The 15,389-nt window shown below is 76.5% G+C and carries 16 protein-coding genes and 1 tRNA gene; 4 read left to right on the top strand and 13 right to left on the bottom strand.

Annotated features, from left to right (window positions below):
• Positions 1–6: 6 nt before the first annotated feature.
• Together ASG41_RS14915 and ASG41_RS14910 are read right to left on the bottom strand one after the other, a co-directional pair.
• On the bottom strand, positions 7–855 hold the full coding sequence (locus ASG41_RS14915; RefSeq protein WP_056296257.1) for an amidohydrolase family protein: 849 nt from the start codon (positions 853–855) through the stop codon (positions 7–9).
• Positions 856–859: 4 nt separating this feature from the next.
• Positions 860–2,728 carry a CYTH and CHAD domain-containing protein gene (locus tag ASG41_RS14910; protein WP_056296751.1) on the bottom strand — a complete coding sequence of 623 codons (1,869 nt, stop codon included), beginning with the start codon at positions 2,726–2,728 and terminating at the stop codon, positions 860–862.
• 126 nt (positions 2,729–2,854) lie between these two features.
• On the opposite strand from ASG41_RS14910, the gene ASG41_RS14905 reads away from it, so the two are divergent.
• A complete protein-coding gene (locus ASG41_RS14905; RefSeq protein ID WP_056296254.1) occupies positions 2,855–3,814 on the top strand; it encodes an endonuclease/exonuclease/phosphatase family protein in 960 nt (319 codons plus the stop codon).
• Positions 3,815–4,020: 206 nt separating this feature from the next.
• Here ASG41_RS14905 and ASG41_RS14900 read toward each other — a convergent pair whose 3' ends face one another.
• The 6 genes from ASG41_RS14900 to ASG41_RS14875 form a co-directional block, all read right to left on the bottom strand.
• Positions 4,021–4,779 carry a nitrilase-related carbon-nitrogen hydrolase gene (locus ASG41_RS14900; protein WP_056296251.1) on the bottom strand — a complete coding sequence of 253 codons (759 nt, stop codon included), beginning with the start codon at positions 4,777–4,779 and terminating at the stop codon, positions 4,021–4,023.
• Positions 4,776–5,948 carry a pyridoxal phosphate-dependent aminotransferase gene (locus tag ASG41_RS14895; protein ID WP_056296248.1) on the bottom strand — a complete coding sequence of 391 codons (1,173 nt, stop codon included), beginning with the start codon at positions 5,946–5,948 and terminating at the stop codon, positions 4,776–4,778. The genes ASG41_RS14900 and ASG41_RS14895 overlap by 4 nt, the downstream gene beginning before the upstream one ends.
• 14 nt (positions 5,949–5,962) lie before the next feature.
• Entirely contained in the window at positions 5,963–6,181 is a 219-nt protein-coding gene (locus tag ASG41_RS14890) for a hypothetical protein (protein ID WP_056296245.1), read from the bottom strand.
• Positions 6,178–7,545 carry an RNB domain-containing ribonuclease gene (locus tag ASG41_RS14885; protein WP_235564816.1) on the bottom strand — a complete coding sequence of 456 codons (1,368 nt, stop codon included), beginning with the start codon at positions 7,543–7,545 and terminating at the stop codon, positions 6,178–6,180. Before ASG41_RS14885 ends, ASG41_RS14890 begins: the two co-directional genes overlap by 4 nt.
• 63 nt (positions 7,546–7,608) lie before the next feature.
• Positions 7,609–8,067: a helix-turn-helix transcriptional regulator gene (locus ASG41_RS14880; protein WP_056296237.1), complete on the bottom strand. Its 459-nt coding sequence runs from the start codon at positions 8,065–8,067 to the stop codon at positions 7,609–7,611.
• 23 nt (positions 8,068–8,090) lie between these two features.
• The gene (locus ASG41_RS14875) at positions 8,091–9,167 is read right to left on the bottom strand and encodes a serine hydrolase (RefSeq protein ID WP_056296234.1); all 1,077 of its coding nucleotides are present in this window, start codon (positions 9,165–9,167) and stop codon (positions 8,091–8,093) included.
• 90 nt (positions 9,168–9,257) lie between these two features.
• Between ASG41_RS14875 and ASG41_RS14870 the strand changes: the two genes are divergently transcribed.
• The gene (locus ASG41_RS14870) at positions 9,258–10,103 is read left to right on the top strand and encodes an Fpg/Nei family DNA glycosylase (RefSeq protein WP_082556948.1); all 846 of its coding nucleotides are present in this window, start codon (positions 9,258–9,260) and stop codon (positions 10,101–10,103) included.
• Positions 10,104–10,343: 240 nt separating this feature from the next.
• On the opposite strand, the gene ASG41_RS14865 is transcribed toward ASG41_RS14870, so the two are convergent.
• Both ASG41_RS14865 and ASG41_RS14860 read right to left on the bottom strand, forming a co-directional pair.
• Positions 10,344–10,559, bottom strand: a complete 216-nt coding sequence (locus tag ASG41_RS14865; RefSeq protein WP_056296229.1) for an RNA-binding S4 domain-containing protein — start codon at positions 10,557–10,559, stop codon at positions 10,344–10,346.
• Positions 10,560–10,563: 4 nt separating this feature from the next.
• Positions 10,564–11,268, bottom strand: coding sequence for an MOSC domain-containing protein (locus tag ASG41_RS14860; protein WP_056296226.1), 705 nt, complete (start codon positions 11,266–11,268; stop codon positions 10,564–10,566).
• 108 nt (positions 11,269–11,376) lie between these two features.
• Here ASG41_RS14860 and ASG41_RS14855 point away from each other — a divergent pair, with 108 nt between their 5' ends.
• Complete coding sequence (locus ASG41_RS14855; RefSeq protein WP_056296224.1) at positions 11,377–12,024, top strand: PilZ domain-containing protein; 648 nt, start codon at positions 11,377–11,379, stop codon at positions 12,022–12,024.
• Here the strand turns inward: ASG41_RS14855 and ASG41_RS24305 are convergent.
• Entirely contained in the window at positions 12,021–13,901 is a 1,881-nt protein-coding gene (locus tag ASG41_RS24305; RefSeq protein ID WP_200938948.1) for an alpha/beta hydrolase fold domain-containing protein, read from the bottom strand. The two genes, ASG41_RS14855 and ASG41_RS24305, sit on opposite strands and share 4 nt — an antisense overlap.
• 43 nt (positions 13,902–13,944) lie before the next feature.
• A complete protein-coding gene (locus ASG41_RS14840) occupies positions 13,945–14,580 on the bottom strand; it encodes a hypothetical protein (RefSeq protein WP_056296223.1) in 636 nt (211 codons plus the stop codon).
• 89 nt (positions 14,581–14,669) lie between these two features.
• Between ASG41_RS14840 and ASG41_RS14835 the strand changes: the two genes are divergently transcribed.
• The gene (locus ASG41_RS14835; RefSeq protein ID WP_235564815.1) at positions 14,670–15,101 is read left to right on the top strand and encodes a DUF1707 domain-containing protein; all 432 of its coding nucleotides are present in this window, start codon (positions 14,670–14,672) and stop codon (positions 15,099–15,101) included.
• Positions 15,102–15,165: 64 nt separating this feature from the next.
• Here the strand turns inward: ASG41_RS14835 and ASG41_RS14830 are convergent.
• Positions 15,166–15,251, bottom strand: a tRNA-Leu gene (locus ASG41_RS14830).
• Positions 15,252–15,389 lie beyond the last annotated feature (138 nt).

The raw sequence follows: 15,389 nt of genomic DNA, 5'->3' as shown, positions 1-15,389 counted from the left end.
CGTGAGTCAGACGCCGAAGACGCGCGCGGCGTTCCCGCCGAGCACCAGCCCGACCGTCTCCTCGTCGGGCAGCAGTGCCGCGACGGCGCGCGCGTTGGCCGCGACACCGGGGACGCCGGGCCAGTCGGTGCCGAAGACCATCCTGCGGGTCAGCCGGGCCCAGGAGTGCCCGGCGTAGTACCCGGGCAGCCGGTGTGGCGGCAGCCCGGACAGCTCCAGCCAGACGTTCTCCCTGGCCAGCGCCATGAACGCCGCGGCGTCGTACCACCAGCCACGCCCGCCGTGGGCCAGCACGACGTCCATGGCGGGGAAGTCCCCGACGACCTCGTCGAGCAGCACCGGGTCGGCGAACCGGTTCATCGAGCCCGGGAACGAGCTGGTGCCGCAGTGCACCACCACGGGGACGCCGCGGGCCCGGCACACCTCGTAGGCCGGGTAGAGCGCCCGGTCGTTGCAGGCGAACCCGCCGTGCACCGGGTGCAGCTTGAGCGCCACCGCACCCAGGTCCAGCTGCCGCTCGACCTCCTCCCCGATCGGGAAGTGCAGGTGCGGGTTGACGTTGCCGACCAGCTTGAACCGGTCGGGGTTCGCGGCCACCACCGGCAGCACGTCCTCGGCGGGCTGGATGCCGGTGGCCTTGGGGCTGTGCTCGGTGAACAGCAGGGCGACGTCGACGCCCTCGGCGGCGAAGAGGGCGTCGAGCTGCGCCGGGCGCACCGTCCCGTCGGCGTCGTACACGCGGCCCAGCACGGCGGGGTCGCCGAACCGGTCCGCCCACTGCGCGAACGCCGGCTTCAGCGTGGGCAGTCGGGCCGCGTGCACGTGCGCGTCGACGAGACGGTGGCCGTCGAGCACGTCCTCAGCGCTTCCCGACAGCCCCGTTCAGCACCGGGCCGATGGTCGGCCACAGCTCCCAGAAGTCCTCCTCGGCGCGCAGTGCGCGGGCCTCCTCCAGGGCGTGCAGGCGGCCGAAGGTCCAGGCGTTCTCCCCGGCCCCGAACGCGGCGATGCCCAGCTGGCGGCACTGCTCCCGGGTGACGACGGTGTCCTGCATGTCACCGAGGACGTCCTGCACCTTCTTCATGGCGTCGACCAGGCCCATCACGGACCCGCCGAGCACCGGCGCTGCGACCTCGGCGGTGTAGCGGACCCGCTTGCCGGACTTGCGCACCTCGTGCAGCGCCAGCTCGTAGGGCGACTCGACCGCACCCGGGGACTCGGCGGGCGGGGTGGTGCCGATCGGGGCGCCCCCGCGCTCGGCGTCCTCGGCGGTCTCGACCTGGCGGCGCATCCGCTTCACGGTGTGCCTGAGCACCTCCCGCAGCACGTCCTCGGCGGGCTCGCCGGCCCGCTCGGTGAGCGGCGGGTGCTCGACCAGCTCGAACAGGGTGTCCAGCAGGGTCAGGTAGCGGGCGGTGCCCAGCACGGCGCCCGCCCGGTCCCCGCCGGCGGCCTCGCCCTGCAGCTCGGCCTGCTGCAGCCGGGCCGCGACCGGGCCCAGCACCAGCTCGGGCGGCTGCGCGGCGACCAGTGCCCGCAGGTGCTCGAGGGACACCTCGGCGTCCCGGGTCCCCGACAGCTCCTGACCCAGCCACTGCAGCTCGGCGCGGACCGGGTCGGTCTGCTCCCGGACCAGCACCGGCCGGTAGGCGGCCAGGATGCTGCGCAGCCGGCGGCTGGCGACCCGGACCTGGTGCACGCCGTCCGGCACGTCGGTGCGGACCATCAGGTCGGCCCGCTGCAGGGCGGCCAGCTGCGCGGCCACCGCAGCGACGACGACGTCACCGGCCTGGGGCACCGCGGCCAGTCGGGCCTCCTCGGCGGCGGCCGCCTCGGCCTCCTTGCGGGCCTTCTTCGCGGCCTTGGCAGCCGCCTTCTCCTCGGCGGCACGCTGCTTCTCGGCCTTCGCCGCGGCCTTGGCGGCCGCCTTGGCCTCCGCGGCCCGGCGGGCGAGCTCCGCGGCCCGGGCCTTCTTGCCCTCGGGCAGCGGCTCCTCCTCGGCCGGCTCGGTCTCCTGCGCGGTCGGCTCCTGGACGGCGTCCTCGGCGTCCTCGGGCTCCCCGACCGGGGACACGTCGTCGTCCTCGTCGTCGGGCTCGGTGGGCTGCGGCGCCAGCCGCCCGGCCAGCACCGTCGCCAGCTTCGACTGCGAGGCCGAGGCGCGGGCCCCGGAGACGACCAGCTCGGCGCCGACGGCGGACAGCAGCTCCTCGTCGCCGTCCACCAGCTCGACCTCCACCTCGCGCCACGTGGTGACGACGGCGGCCTGGCCCGGGCCCGCGGGCAGCTGGGTGCCGGTGACCAGGTCGTCGGCCACCTCGGCCAGCACCCGGCCGTCCTCGGCCAGCAGGGTCACGACGGTCCGCCGGGTGGCCAGCGTGGCGACGGCGGCCGCGGACGCACGCCGGACGATGCCGAGCACGGGGGTGATCACCGCGCGCGGCGGCGCCTTGACGGCGCGGCCCAGCGGGGAGTGGAACTCCCGGCGGGCACCGGCCGCCACGGGCAGCTTGAGGTGCCAGCCGGCGTCGGTGCCACCCAGCCGGCGGCGCAGCGTGACGTGCGCGCGGGCCAGCCGCAGGTCGGCGGTGTCGTAGTAGGTGGCGGCCAGCTCGTGCACCACCGGCGCACCCACCGAGGCGACCCCCGGGACCCCGCTGAGGTCGGGCAGTGCGAACGCCTCCTCGACGTCGAACTTCCGCTCGATCTCCACGTGTTCGGTCGCCACGGTGCACACACCCCTGCTCGTCGGTCCGCCCGGACCTGGGCGGATGTCAGGGGCTTGATACCGCATCCAGGTGAACGGCAACCGTCGAGTCGATCTTGGGATCGACGGCGCCTACCGTGGCCGACGATGCGACGGCGACCGCGTGACCTGCTGCCCCTGGCCCTGGCGACCCCCTGGGCGGTGTGGGCCGGGCTCCGCGCGACCGGTGCCGAACGGGGCTTCCCGTGGGTGCCGGCGATGTCCTTCACCCCCTACGCGGCGGTCACCTCGGTGCTCCCCCTGGGCGTCGCGCTGGCCCGCCGGTCGGCCCCCGGGACGGCGCTCGCCGCCCTCGCCACCGGGGCGCTGGGCGCCGCCGTCCTCGGCCGTCGGGGCACCTGCCCCACACCCACCGAGGGCGGCCGCCCGTTCCGGCTGGCCACCGTGAACATGCTGCACGGCCGGGCCGACGCCGGCGGCCTCGTCGCCCTGGTCCGGGACCACGACCTGGACGCCCTGGCCCTGCAGGAGGTCACCCCCGAGGCCGAGGCCGCGCTGCGGGCCGCCGGCATCGGCGACCTGCTCCCCCACGACCACGTGCTGCACGCCCGCCCCGGCAACCCGCCCGGCGCCGGTGGCGCGGTCTGGTCCCGGCACCCGCTCACCCGGCGCGGCCGGGTGCCCGGCCGGTTCGACCAGCCCCGCGCCCTCCTCGCCGTGCCCGGTGGACCGCCCGTCGACCTCACCGCCGTGCACACCCAGCCGCCGGCCCGGTCCCGGCGCGACGTCGCCCGCTGGGAGGCCGACCTGCACGAGCTCCCCGACCCCGCGCCCGACGTCGTCCGGGTGCTGGCCGGGGACTACAACGGCACGCTGGACCACGCCGCCTTCCGCCGACTGCTGGGCCGCGGGTACGTGGACGCCGCCCGTGCCGCCGGCGAGGCCCTGACCACCACCTGGAGCCCGCAGTCCGTGCCGCAGCCCCGGCTGGTCATCGACCACGTCCTCGTCGACGCCCGGGTCGGCGTCCGCTCGGTCCGGGTCCGCCGCGTCGCCGGCAGCGACCACCGGGCCGTCGTCGCCGAGCTGGTGCTGCCGACCGCCTGACCGGCGCCCGGGGGAGGCGCCCCGGGCGGCGGGTGCGCACACCGCCGCCCGGGCAGGCGCTCACTGCCCAGCCCGGTGCCGGCCTGCACCTGCGCCGTGTTGCTTCCCGGTGAACTCTCGTCCCACCCGGGGCCGACCTGGCATGGGATCCCCCGCATACGGCGTGGGCCCTCTGCCGTATGCGGGGGATCCCATGCCGGGGCGGGTCAGCGGCGGTCGGCCTGGAAGGGGAACCGGGCCCGGACGCGGGCGACCTCGGCGGGGTCGACGTCGGCGAGCAGGATCGTCTCGCCCCCCGCCGCCGTGGCCAGCAGCTCGCCCAGCGGGCTGACGATCCGGCTGTCCCCCACGTGCTCGGTGCCGTCGCCGGCGGTGCCCACCCGGTTGCAGCCCACGACGTAGGCCTGGTTCTCGATGGCCCGGGCCTGCAGCAGGGTCTGCCAGTGCAGCCGCCGAGCCGCGGGCCAGTTGGCCGGCACCAGGTAGACGTCGGTGTCCGGGGCGAGGGCCCAGAAATCGTCGGCGAAGCGCAGGTCGTAGCAGACGAACAGGCTCACCCGCAGGTCCCCGACCTGCACGGTCACCGGCGCGGAGCCCGCCCGGAAGCGCTCGTGCTCACCGGCGTGAGTGAACGGGTGCAGCTTCCGGTACCGGTGCACGGTGCCGTCGGGCCCGGCCAGCACGAAGGAGTTGTAGGGCCGCGGGTCGTCGGCCGCGACCTCGGCGCACGAGCCGCCGACCCAGACGCCGTGCTGCTGCGCCTGCGCGGTGAGCCACTGCGCCGACGAGCCGCCCTCGGGTTCGCCGATGCCCTCGGTCATGGAGAACCCGGTGGAGAAGGTCTCGCTGAGCAGCACCAGCTGGCCGCCTGCAGCGGCCGCTCGCGCGACGTGGTCGGCCAGCCGGGCGTGATTGGCGGCCCGGTCCTCCCAGGCGATGTCGTGCTGGACGACGGCGATCCTCACGCGGTCAGCCTCCCCACGGCCTCGGTGAGCACCTCGTCGCGCTTGCAGAACGCGAACCGGACCAGGTGCCGGCCCAGGTCCGCGTGCTCGGGTGTGTAGAACGCCGAGCTGGGGACGGCGACGACGCCCACCCGGTGCGGCAGCTCCCGGCAGAACGCCAGCCCGTCCCCGGGGACCCGGACGGTGGCGAAGTAGGTGGCCTGCGGGCGGACCACCGGCAGCCCGGCAGCGGCCAGCCCGGCGACCAGCAGGTCCCGCTTGCGCTCCAGGTCCGCGGCCAGCGCGTGGAAGTACGCGTCGGGCAGCCCCAGCCCGACGGCGATCGCCGGCTGGAACGGCCCGCCGTTGACGTAGGTGAGGAACTGCTTCGCCGTCCGGACGCAGGTGACGAGCTCGGCCGGGCCGCAGACCCAGCCGATCTTCCAGCCGGTGGTGGAGAAGGTCTTGCCGCCGCTGGAGACCACCAGGGTGCGCTCGCGCATGCCGGGCAGCTCGGCCAGCGAGACGTGTTCGGCGCCGGAGAAGACCAGGTGCTCGTAGACCTCGTCGGTGAGCACCAGCAGGTCGTGCTCGTGGGCGAGCTCGGCCACCAGCTCCAGTTCGGCGCGGGAGAAGACCTTGCCGGTCGGGTTGTGCGGGGTGTTCAGCAGCACCAGCGTGGTGCGCGGGCCGACGGCGGCGCGCAGGTCGGCCTCGTCGAAGACCCACGGGTCGGTGCTGACGCCGTCCTCCGTCGGTGGGTGCAGCGGCACCGGGCGGACGACGCCGCCGGCCATCGCGATGCCGGCCGCGTAGGAGTCGTACAGCGGCTCGAAGACGACCACCTCGTCGCCGGGGTCCAGCAACCCCAGCAGCGCCCCGGCCAGCGCCTCGGTCGCCCCGGCGGTCACCAGCACCTCGGTGTCCGGGTCGTAGGACAGCCCGCGGAAGCGCTGCACGTGCGCCGCCACCGCCTCGCGCAGCACCGGCAGGCCGGGGCCGGGCGGGTACTGGTCCAGCGGGGTCCCGATCGCGGCCCGGGCGACGTCGAGCACCTCGGCGGGGCCCGGGGTGTCCGGGAAGCCCTGACCCAGGTTGACCGACCCGGTGGCGACGGCGAGCGCGCTCATCTCGGCGAAGACCGTCGTCCCGAAGCCCTGCAGCCGCTGGGCGAGGTGCGGGGTGCTCATGGCCCGAGCCTCCCTCACCGCACGGCCACCAGCACGTCCGGTGGCACCACCCAGGGCCGGTCGGGGTAGCGGTCCAGCACGACGGTGACCTTGCTCCGGCCGAGGGAGGCGATCACGCCGACCTCACCGCCGAGGTAGGCCGGCACGCCCCGGCGGGTGCGGGTGGGGACGATCCGCACCCGGTCGCCGGCGGCGATCGGATCGCCCCGGTAGTCGGTGAACGACGCGCTCACGCCCGCTCGAAGCGGACCGCCCGGGTCGCCGGGTCGGCGACGGTCAGCCGCACCCGGACCTCGGCACCCGGGGTCAGCCGCCCGTCGCACCGCGCCTGGACGGCGAGGTCGGTGAGCACCACGGTGGACCGCTTCTCCTCCGCGTCCAGCACGACCGCGTCGAAGACCTCCCCGACCCGGCCGGCCAGCAGGGTGGCCTCCACCAGGTCGACGACGGCGCGCTCCACCTCGTGGGTGCGCCGGTCCGAGGCGGCCATCAGCGCGGGCAGCTCGGGCAGTGCGGCCCGCAGCTCCGCCGAGGGCTGCTCGCCGGCGGCCAGCGCCAGGCACACCTCGGTGCCGAACCGGTCGACCAGCCGACGCAGCGGGGCGGTCACGTGCGCGTACTCACCACCGACGCCGCCGTGCCCGGGCTGGGCCGGCAGGGTGCCGTCGAAGGCCGTGTAGGCCGCGCCGCGCAGCAGCGAGGCAGCGGCGTCCAGGAACGCGGCCTGCCGGGGCTGGGCCGGGTCCAGCCCGCCGATGACCTCACCGGGGGTGGCGCCCGCGGGCCAGTCGACGCCCAGTCCGGGGGCCAGCCGGCGCAGCGCCGTCACCGCGCCCGGGTCCGGCGGCGGCAGGGTGCGCAGCACGCCGACCCCGCCGTCGAGCATCAGCCGGGCCGCGCAGCGTCCGGTGAGCAGCGAGATCTGCGCGTTCCAGCCCTCGACGTCGGACTGGCCGCGGAACACGACGGTCCACCCGCCGTCCGGGCCGGCCTCGACCTCCTGGGACGGCGTGCCCAGCTCGATCGCGCCGCGGTCGCGGGCCCGGGCCTGCAGCAGGCGGCCGATCTCGGGCAGCAGCTCCAGCTCCGGCGGCACGTCGGCGCCCACCGACTCGTAGTCCAGCTGGGCCCGGCTGCGGACCCGGGCCCGGCGCAGGTCGACCGCGGTGACCTCGCCCTCGGTGTCCAGGTCGATGGTCCACAGCGCAGCCGGCCGGAGCTCGCCGGGCAGCAGGCTGGCCGCGCCCTCGGACAGCTGCGGCGGGTGCAGCGGCGTCCGGCCGTCGGGGCAGTAGACGGTCTGGCCACGGCGACGGGCCTCGGCGTCCATCGCGCTGCCCAGCGGGACGAAGGCGCCGACGTCGGCGATCGCGTAGGAGACCCGGTAGCCGCCGTCGGTGCGGGCAAGGTGCACGGCCTGGTCCAGGTCGCGCGCGCCGGGCGGGTCGATGGTGACCAGCGGCAGGTCGGTGGCGTCGTGCTCGGGCAGCGGCGGGTCGGCCGCCACCCGGTCGGCCTCGGCCAGCACGTCGGCCGGGAACTCCTCGGGGACCCCGGCCTCCGCCCTGATCGCGGCGAAGTCGAGCGGACCGGACACCCTCAGCACGCGAGCCACGGCGCCACCGTGGCACAGCGCGCGGTTCCACGTGGAACGAGCCGGTCAGCGCAGGCTGCCACCGAGGTCGGCAGCAGCCAGGAGCGTCACCAGCACGGGGACGACACCGGTGGCCGGGACCCGGTGCCGGCCGCGCCCGTCGGCCTCGACCACGCCGGCGGCGGTGAGCGTCGCGAGGTGGTGGTAGACCTGCCCGGACGACGACCCGCCCACCGCCTCGACCAGCTCGGCGACCGTGGCCGGCCCGTGCAGCAACCGGCGCACCAGCTCCAGCCGGACGGTGTGCCCCAGCGCGGCGAGCACCCGCACGCCGGCGGCCGGCGGGAGGTCCAGGACCGCGGCCGCGTCGTAGGCGATGTCCCAGGAGACCTCGCCGTGCAGCCGGACCTGCCCGCTGTAGGAGACCGTGCCGGCCGCACCGGCCGGCTCGTCCGGTGGACGGCCCTCGAGCGCGGCGACCCGGGCCTCCAGGGCAGCCAGCCGCTCACCCACGTCCTCGCTCACCCGCTGATCGTCACACCCGGGGCTCAGCCCAGCACGCAGTCCAGCGCAGCCGCGGCGTCCGGGTCGGTCATCGCGGCCAGCAGCACCTGCTGCTGGGGCAGCCCGGAGGTGAGCGCGACCGTCGTCTCCTCGGCGGTGAGGCCCTCGACGAGCAGCACGCCGACGGTGACGTCGCCGTCCTCGGTGCGCAGCGCGACCGCCTCGGTGAGCACGCCCAGGAAGGACCCGCCCTTGAACCCCAGGCCGGCGTACCCGGGCGGCGGGACCTGCCACTCCAGCTGGTCCCGTGCCGCGGGCAGCTCGCCGGCGCTGAGGGCCCGGTGCAGCGCGGCGAGCCCGGCGGCGCTGCCGGCCGACGTCGTCGCTGCCCAGGCCGCCTGCGTGGCGGCGTCCGGCAGCGGCAGGGCCTGCACGCGGGTGGCCTCGGCCGGGTCGTCGGCGTAGTCCTGGGCGGCCTGGTCGGGGTCGGTCACGTCGGGGTCGACCAGGGTCAGCACGTCGCCCAGCAGCGTGCCGGTGGGGGCGTCCTCCCAGCCGAGGTCGGCTGCGGTGGCCGCCAGCGCGTCGGGGCCCAGCAGCTCGCGCAGCAGGTCGGGGGCGGCGTTGTCGCTCTCCTGGACCATCGCGGAGACGACGTCGGACAGCAGCACCGGCGTCGCGGGGTCGGCGGCCCGGAGGCCGTCGGTCGGGATCCCCAGCCGGGCCAGTGCTGCCGGGTGCGCGCCGCCGTCGGTGCCCGGGAGGTACCAGCGCTCCCACACCCCGACCGGGACGGTCCGGTCCGCAGCCAGCCGGCCGTCCTGGACCGCGGCGGCCCAGGCGGCCAGGTGCACGACCTTGCGGGCCGAGGCGAGCGGGCGCTGCTCGTCGGGGAGGTGGGTGTCCTCGCCGAGCACGAGGGAGACGTCGTCCGGGTGTTCGGCCATCCAGCCGAGGAAGCCCTCGGGGGTGGAGGTGTCCGCGGCGGCCGGGGTGGCCGGGGTGGCGCAGCCCGCGGAGCTGGTCGCGGCGGCCGGGGCGGGTCGCTCCCCCGCGCAGCCGGCCAGGAGCCCGGCCGTCAGCAGGCCGGCGGGCAGGGTGGTGAGCAGTCGTCGGTGCACCAGGTTCTCCGTCCATCCGGAATTCCGTGTAGACGGAGACTGGCAGACCGCGGCGCCGGGTGCCACCGCGCAGGCAGGTAGACAGGCCCCATGCCCGAAGGACACATGATCCACGTCGACGCCCGCCGGTTCGACGAGGCGATGGGCGGCCACGTGGTGCACACCGACAGCCCGCAGGGCCGTTTCGCCGAGGGCGCCGCCGCGCTGGACGGCCGCACCCTGCGCAGCACCGAGGCCTGGGGCAAGAACCTGTTCCTGCGGTTCTCCGGGGACTCCCCGCAGTACCTGCACGTGCACCTGGGCCTGATCGGCGGCTGGACCTGGTGGGACGCCGACCACCGGCAGCTCTCCGGCCGCCCGGTGGTCAACGCCGACTCCAGCAACGTCCGGCTCCGGCTGCGCACGGGCCGTGGGGACGCCGAGCGCAGCGCCGAGCTGCGCGGCGCGATCACCTGCACCCTCGTCGACGAGGAGGGCCTGGACCGCGCCGTCGCCAAGCTCGGTCCCGACCCGCTGCGCGAGGACGCCGACCCCGGCCTCGCCTGGGCGAAGGTGCGGAAGTCCCGCAAGCCGATCGGCGGGCTGCTGCTGGACCAGGCGGTGACCGCCGGCGCCGGCCTCATCTGGCGGGCCGAGGTGCCCTTCCTGGCCGGCGTCGACCCGCACCGCCCGGGCGTCGACGTCACCGAGGACGAGTTCACGACCATGTGGGCGCAGCTGCGCCGGGTGATGGAGGCCGCCGTGGAACGCGGCGGCGCGGAGATCACCACCGACCCGGCCGACCGCCCCGAGACCGACGGCCACGTCAGCCGGGACGACGCGTTCTACGTCTTCCGCCGGGAGGGCGAGCCCTGCCTGCGCTGCGGGACGCCCATCCAGGTCGCCGAGATGGGCACCCGCAAGGTCTGGTGGTGCCCCATCTGTCAGCCCCGCTAGGGACTTGATCGGCCCCGTCGCAGGGCCCCGCGGCGCGCGGAGCGTGCCGTGGGGGGCGACGGGGTCCTTCCACAGCCCCGCTAGGGACCTGATCGGCCCCGTCGCAGGGCCCCGCGGCGCGCGGAGCGTGCCGTGGGGGGCGACGGGGTCCTTCCACAGCCCCGCTGGGGACCTGATCGGCCCCGTCGCAGGGCCGCACGACCCCGCCCGACCCCCTCGGAGTGGGCGTCGACGGGGTCGCTAGGCGATGCGGAAGGAGTCCAGGCCCTCGACGCCCACGACGTCCCCGCGGCGCAGCTGGCGGCCCCGGCGCTCCTCGGGCTCGCCGTTGACCGTGATGTCCCCGCTGGTCAGCACGTCCTTGACCTGCGCGCCGGAGGGCACGGCGTCGATCAGCTTGAGCAGCTGGCCGAGCCGGATGACGTCCTCGCCGGCACGGAGCTCGATGGTCTGCACCGGCTCAGTCTCCCCGCAGCTCGTCGCCCACGGAGACCCGCCCGCCGGTCACCGGCATCGCCCCGACGGACAGCGTGCCCTCGTGCGTGCGGTGGATGGTCTTCAGGACGCCGGTGTCCCGGCCGATCCCGCCGGGCTGGGGCCGCGTCGTCATGACGCAGCGCGGCACCGGGTCCAGCACGTCGAGCACGGCACCGCCGAGTCGCACGCGGGTGCCGACCAGGGCGTCCTCCCCGGCACCGTCGAGGAGCACGTTGGCCCGGAACCGGCGCGGGGCCCAGCTCCCGGTCGAGCCGGTGGACAGCAGCGTCACCCGCGCCGTCGCGTTGTCGTGGAACGCGCCGTCGGCCCCCCGGAAGGGGTCCCAGCGGGACTCCGTCTCCAGGTCGGCGGGGTTCTCGTAGAGCCGCTCCCCCTCGAAGGCGGCCGGGCGCAGCTGCACCGGGCGCCCCACCCAGTCGGACAGGACGGCGTCGTCGTCGGTGACCGTGCCGTCGGGCAGCACCACCTCCGGCCGCCCACTGGTGGTGCGTGCGGAGGCGAACAGCAGGTCGGGCACCCGCCGCGCGGTCAGCCCGAACCCGGTCCCGGTGTCGAACAGCGCCCAGGCGCGGTCGCCCTCGATGCCCTCCGGACCGACGTCGGCCGCGGTCAACCGCTCCCCCTGCAGGGACTTCACCGGGTACCGCCACAGCTCCAGGACGCGCACCGGGACAGTGTGGCGCGGCGAGGCGGCCGCCGTCAGCCCCGTCGGGCTGCCAGCCTGTGCCGGTCGTCGTCCCACCCGGGGACGGCCCGACAGCCCAGGAGCGACCCGATGGCCGACGGCGTGCCCGGCGAGGACCACCCCGAGGAGCGCAGCGTCGTCGACGTACGACTGCCCGACCGGGAGGACCTGCTGGTCTCCTTCGTCCCCGACGGCGGGACGGCGGGCCCCGACCTGGTCGTCACCGTCGCCCAGGACCGGGGCGGGCGACGGGTCCGGGTGCCGGTGGGCGACCAGCTGGAGCTGGTCTGGCTGGACCGGGACACCCCGCGCGCCCGCACCGCCGAGCTGCTCGCCGTCGACCTGGGCGCCGAGCCCACCTGGCGGCTGGCCTTCCGCGGCCACTCCCGCAGCGCCCAGCGGCGCGGCGCCGTGCGCGCCCCGCTGTCCCTGCCCACCGAATTGGCCGACGGCGACCAGGTCCTGCGCGGCACGTCCCTGGACCTCAGCGAGACCGGGCTGCGGGGCCGCTGGCCGGTCACCACCGACTGGCCGGACACCGGTGACACGGTGACCGCCACCGTCGAGCTGACGATGGGCCGCTGGGTCACCGGCACCGCCGACGTCCGCCGGGCCTTCCGCAGCGGCGACGGCTGGCTGGAGGCCTCCGTCGTCTTCACCGACCTGAGCGAACGGGAGCAGGACCAGCTGCGCGCCCGGGTCTTCGAACGGCTGCGCGAGCTGGCCCGCCGGGGCTAGCCCGCCGCGGGCGTCCAGGACAGCGTCCAGCTGCCCGACCAGGTCTCCTCCGGCGCCAGCACCACCAGGTCGGCGTCGTCGGCGAGCGCGTTGGGCGGGCAGGTCATCGGCTCGACGGCCAGGCTGCGACGGCGCTGCCCCTCGGGCAGGGTGTCGCCGCTGTAGACCTGCAGCCACGGCCACTGCTCGTCGACGGCGAGCTCCAGCGACCCCGCCGGGCCGGCCAGCCGGACCCGGGCCCAGCCGTCCTCGTCGCGCACCAGGTCGGTGAGCGGGTCGTCCAGCTCTCGGTCGCCGATGACGCCGACCGCGCCGTCGAAGGGGGTGCGCCCGCCGGTGGGCAGGCCGCCGTCGACGTCCAGCGCCGTGGTCGCCGGCACGTGCAGCTCCGCCAGCCCGACGTCGCCGTCGGCCTGCGCGCCGACGTGCAGGTAGGGGTGCATGCCGACCCCGAACGGCGCCGGGTGGGTGCCGGCGTTGCGCACCCGGACGGTGACCGACAGCCGGCCCGGGTCCAGCCGGTAGTCCAGCGCGACGGCCAGCCGGAACGGGTACCCCGAGCGCGGCTCGAGCACGGTGCCGACGGTGACGGAGTCCTGGGTGCGGTCCAGCACGGTGAACGGCTGCCAGGACAGCAGCCCGTGCATGGCGTGCCCCCCGGGGCCGGCGGTGTCCAGCTGCAGGTCCGCGCCCTCCCAGCTCCAGCGCCCCTCGCGCAGCCGGTTGGGCCAGGGCAGCAGCAGTCCGCCCCGGCGGCCCTTGGGGACCACGCCGGTCGGGTAGCCGTCCAGCACGTCCCAGTCGCCGACGGCCAGGCGGCGCAGCCCACCGCCGCGCAGGTCCACGGCCACCCGCGCGGCGCCGCGCTCCAGCCAGGCGCCCAGGGGCTCCGTCGTCGGCCACGCCTCGCCGTCCGGGCTGCCGCCGGGGGTGCCCAGCAGGTCGGCGAGCACGTCGAGCACCTCGGCCCGGCGGACGGCGGCCGACGGCGCGACCTCGGTCAGCCCGAAGTACCCGTGCACCAGGCCGGGCCCGGGCAGGTGCACGACGGGCACCCCGGCCGCGGCCAGCTCGACGGCGTAGGTGTCGCCCTCGTCGCGCAGCGGGTCGAACTCCGCGGTGGCGACGACGGCCGGCGGCAGCCCGGTCAGGTCGCTGCCCAGCGGCGCGACCAGCGGGTCCCGGGCCAGGTCGCCGGGGACGTACCAGTCGTAGAAGGTCGCCATGTCCGAGGCCTCGAGGAACAGGTCGGTGCCGTTCTCGGCCACCGAGGGCATCGACTGCGAGGGGTCCAGGCAGGGGTAGGCGAGCAGCTGGGCGGCCAGCACCGGGCCGTCCTCGTCCCGGGCCCGGATCGCACAGCCGGCGGCGAGCGCGGCACCGGCGCTGTCCCCGGCGACGACCAGCGGGGCGGTCGGCCAGCGGCGCGCGGCCCACCGGAGCGCGGCCATCGCGTCCTCCAGCGGGGCGGGGTGGGGGTGCTCGGGGGCCAGCCGGTAGTCCACCGCGACGACGGTGGCGCCCAGCCGGTTGGCCACCGCCCGGCACACCGGGTCGTGGGTGTCCAGGTCGCCGACCGCCCAGCCACCGCCGTGCAGCCAGACGACGACCGGGCGGGCGGCCCCTGGCGTCCGACCGCCCTGCACCCGGCCCAGCCCGGACCGGTAGACCCGGACCGCCAGGTCGCCGGCCGGGCCCTCGATCGTGCGGTCCTCGACGTCGGCCACCGGCTCGGGCCGGTACCCCTCGCCCCGGCGGACCAGCGACAGCCGGCGGTACCGGTCCCGGTCGGCGACGGCGTCGCCGGTGACCAGCGGGGTCCAGCCGGCCTCGGTCAGCCGGGCCAGGAAGGGCGGGAAGTGCGGGTCCAGCGGCATGCGGTCAGCTCACCACGTGGCCGACCGACCAGCGACCCCGTGGTCAGCGCGCCAGCGGGTCGGCCGAGGCCGGCAGCAGCGAGACCCGGACGAGGGCGGCCGCGAACCGGGCCAGGTCGTCGCCGTCGACGAGGTCGGCCAGGGCTGCCGCGTCCCCCGGCAGGCCCACCCGGTCGGCGCCGCGCAGGGCCCGGTCGTCCAGGTACGGGCGGACCCACGGCCACACCGCCTGCACCTCCCGGAGGAACACCGCGGCCCCGGTCGGGCCGATGCCGGGGAAGTCCTGCAGCAGCTCCGCGGCGCGACCGACGTCCCCGTCGGCCTCGGTGGCCAGCCGGCGCAGGTCACCCTGCCAGCGGTCCCGGACCTGGGCCGCGAGGTCGCCGAGCTGGCGGGCGGTGCGCTCGTCGTAGCGGCGGTAGTGCCCCCGGCCCAGTGCGTCGACGCGGTCCTGCCAGCTGGCCTCCAGGGTGTGCGCCGGGGTCGTCTCACCGGCGGCGAGCAGCTCCCGGGTCGCGGCGACGGCGATGTCGGCCGAGATCCGGGCCGAGAGCAGCTCGGCGAGGACCAGCAGCTGGAACAGCGGGGCGGGGGTGTCGGCCAGTGTGATGCCGGCATCGGCGGCGTGGGACGTGCCGTGCTCGTCCAGAACCCGGGCGGCGGTGTCGCGGTCGCTCATGCGCCTGCGCTACCCGGTGACGGCCGGGAGCCCACATCGGTGACATGCGTCAGTGGTGCCGGGCGGGGCCCGGGGCGAAGACTCGGGGCATGCCGATCCAGGAGGCCACCGTGACCCAGCCCGAGCTCCGCGCCGCCGACACCGACCGGGCCGCGGTCGCCGAGCTGCTGGGCGAGGCCCTGCGCGACGGACGGCTGACGGTGGCCGAGTACGACGACCGGCTCGCCGCCGCCTACGGCGCCCGCACCCTGGGCGACCTGGCCCCGCTGACCGGCGACCTGCCCGCCCCGGTCCCCGCGCCCACCCCGGCGCCGGCCGGCTGCGCCGCGGGAGGTCAGGACCTGGGCCGCGCCTGGCGGGCCTGGCTCACCGTCGCCTGCATCGTCGTCACGGTCTACCTGGCCAGCGTGCTGGGCACCGGCGACTGGCAGTACCCGTGGCCGGTGTGGGTCGTCGGCCCGTGGGGCGCCGCGCTCGTGGCCCGCACCGTGAGCACCCGCGGCGCGCTGTCCCGCGGCTGAGCCGCCCGTACCGGCCCAGCAACGACGAGAGGCCCCACCCGGACTCGGGTGGGGCCTCTCGTGCTGGTGGGCAAGGGGGGAGTTGAACCCCCACGTCCTCTCGGACACACGGACCTGAACCGTGCGCGTCTGCCATTCCGCCACTTGCCCTGGCGAGGGAGAACAGTACATGCCCCCCACGCGGCATCCGCGGGTGGGTCCGGACGGCGAGATCGTCCCGGGGAGTCGCACGCGCCAGCACGGGAGTCCGGTCCGTCCCCGGTTACGATCGCCGTCGGAGTCAGTGGG

Source organism: Modestobacter sp. Leaf380 (assembly GCF_001424485.1).
GTDB lineage: Bacteria > Actinomycetota > Actinomycetes > Mycobacteriales > Geodermatophilaceae > Klenkia.
This window is presented reverse-complemented; position numbering and strand designations above follow the sequence as displayed.

What these genes read in the sequence shown, in the direction of transcription:
- ASG41_RS14905 (WP_056296254.1), top strand. Translation starts at nt 2,855, where the DNA reads ATGCGACGGCGACCGCGTGACCTGCTGCCCCTGGCCCTGGCGACCCCC.
- ASG41_RS14895 (WP_056296248.1), bottom strand. Translation starts at nt 5,948, where the DNA reads ATGAGCACCCCGCACCTCGCCCAGCGGCTGCAGGGCTTCGGGACGACG.
- ASG41_RS14870 (WP_082556948.1), top strand. Translation starts at nt 9,258, where the DNA reads ATGCCCGAAGGACACATGATCCACGTCGACGCCCGCCGGTTCGACGAG.
- ASG41_RS14855 (WP_056296224.1), top strand. Translation starts at nt 11,377, where the DNA reads ATGGCCGACGGCGTGCCCGGCGAGGACCACCCCGAGGAGCGCAGCGTC.
- ASG41_RS24305 (WP_200938948.1), bottom strand. Translation starts at nt 13,901, where the DNA reads ATGCCGCTGGACCCGCACTTCCCGCCCTTCCTGGCCCGGCTGACCGAG.
- ASG41_RS14840 (WP_056296223.1), bottom strand. Translation starts at nt 14,580, where the DNA reads ATGAGCGACCGCGACACCGCCGCCCGGGTTCTGGACGAGCACGGCACG.
- ASG41_RS14835 (WP_235564815.1), top strand. Translation starts at nt 14,670, where the DNA reads ATGCCGATCCAGGAGGCCACCGTGACCCAGCCCGAGCTCCGCGCCGCC.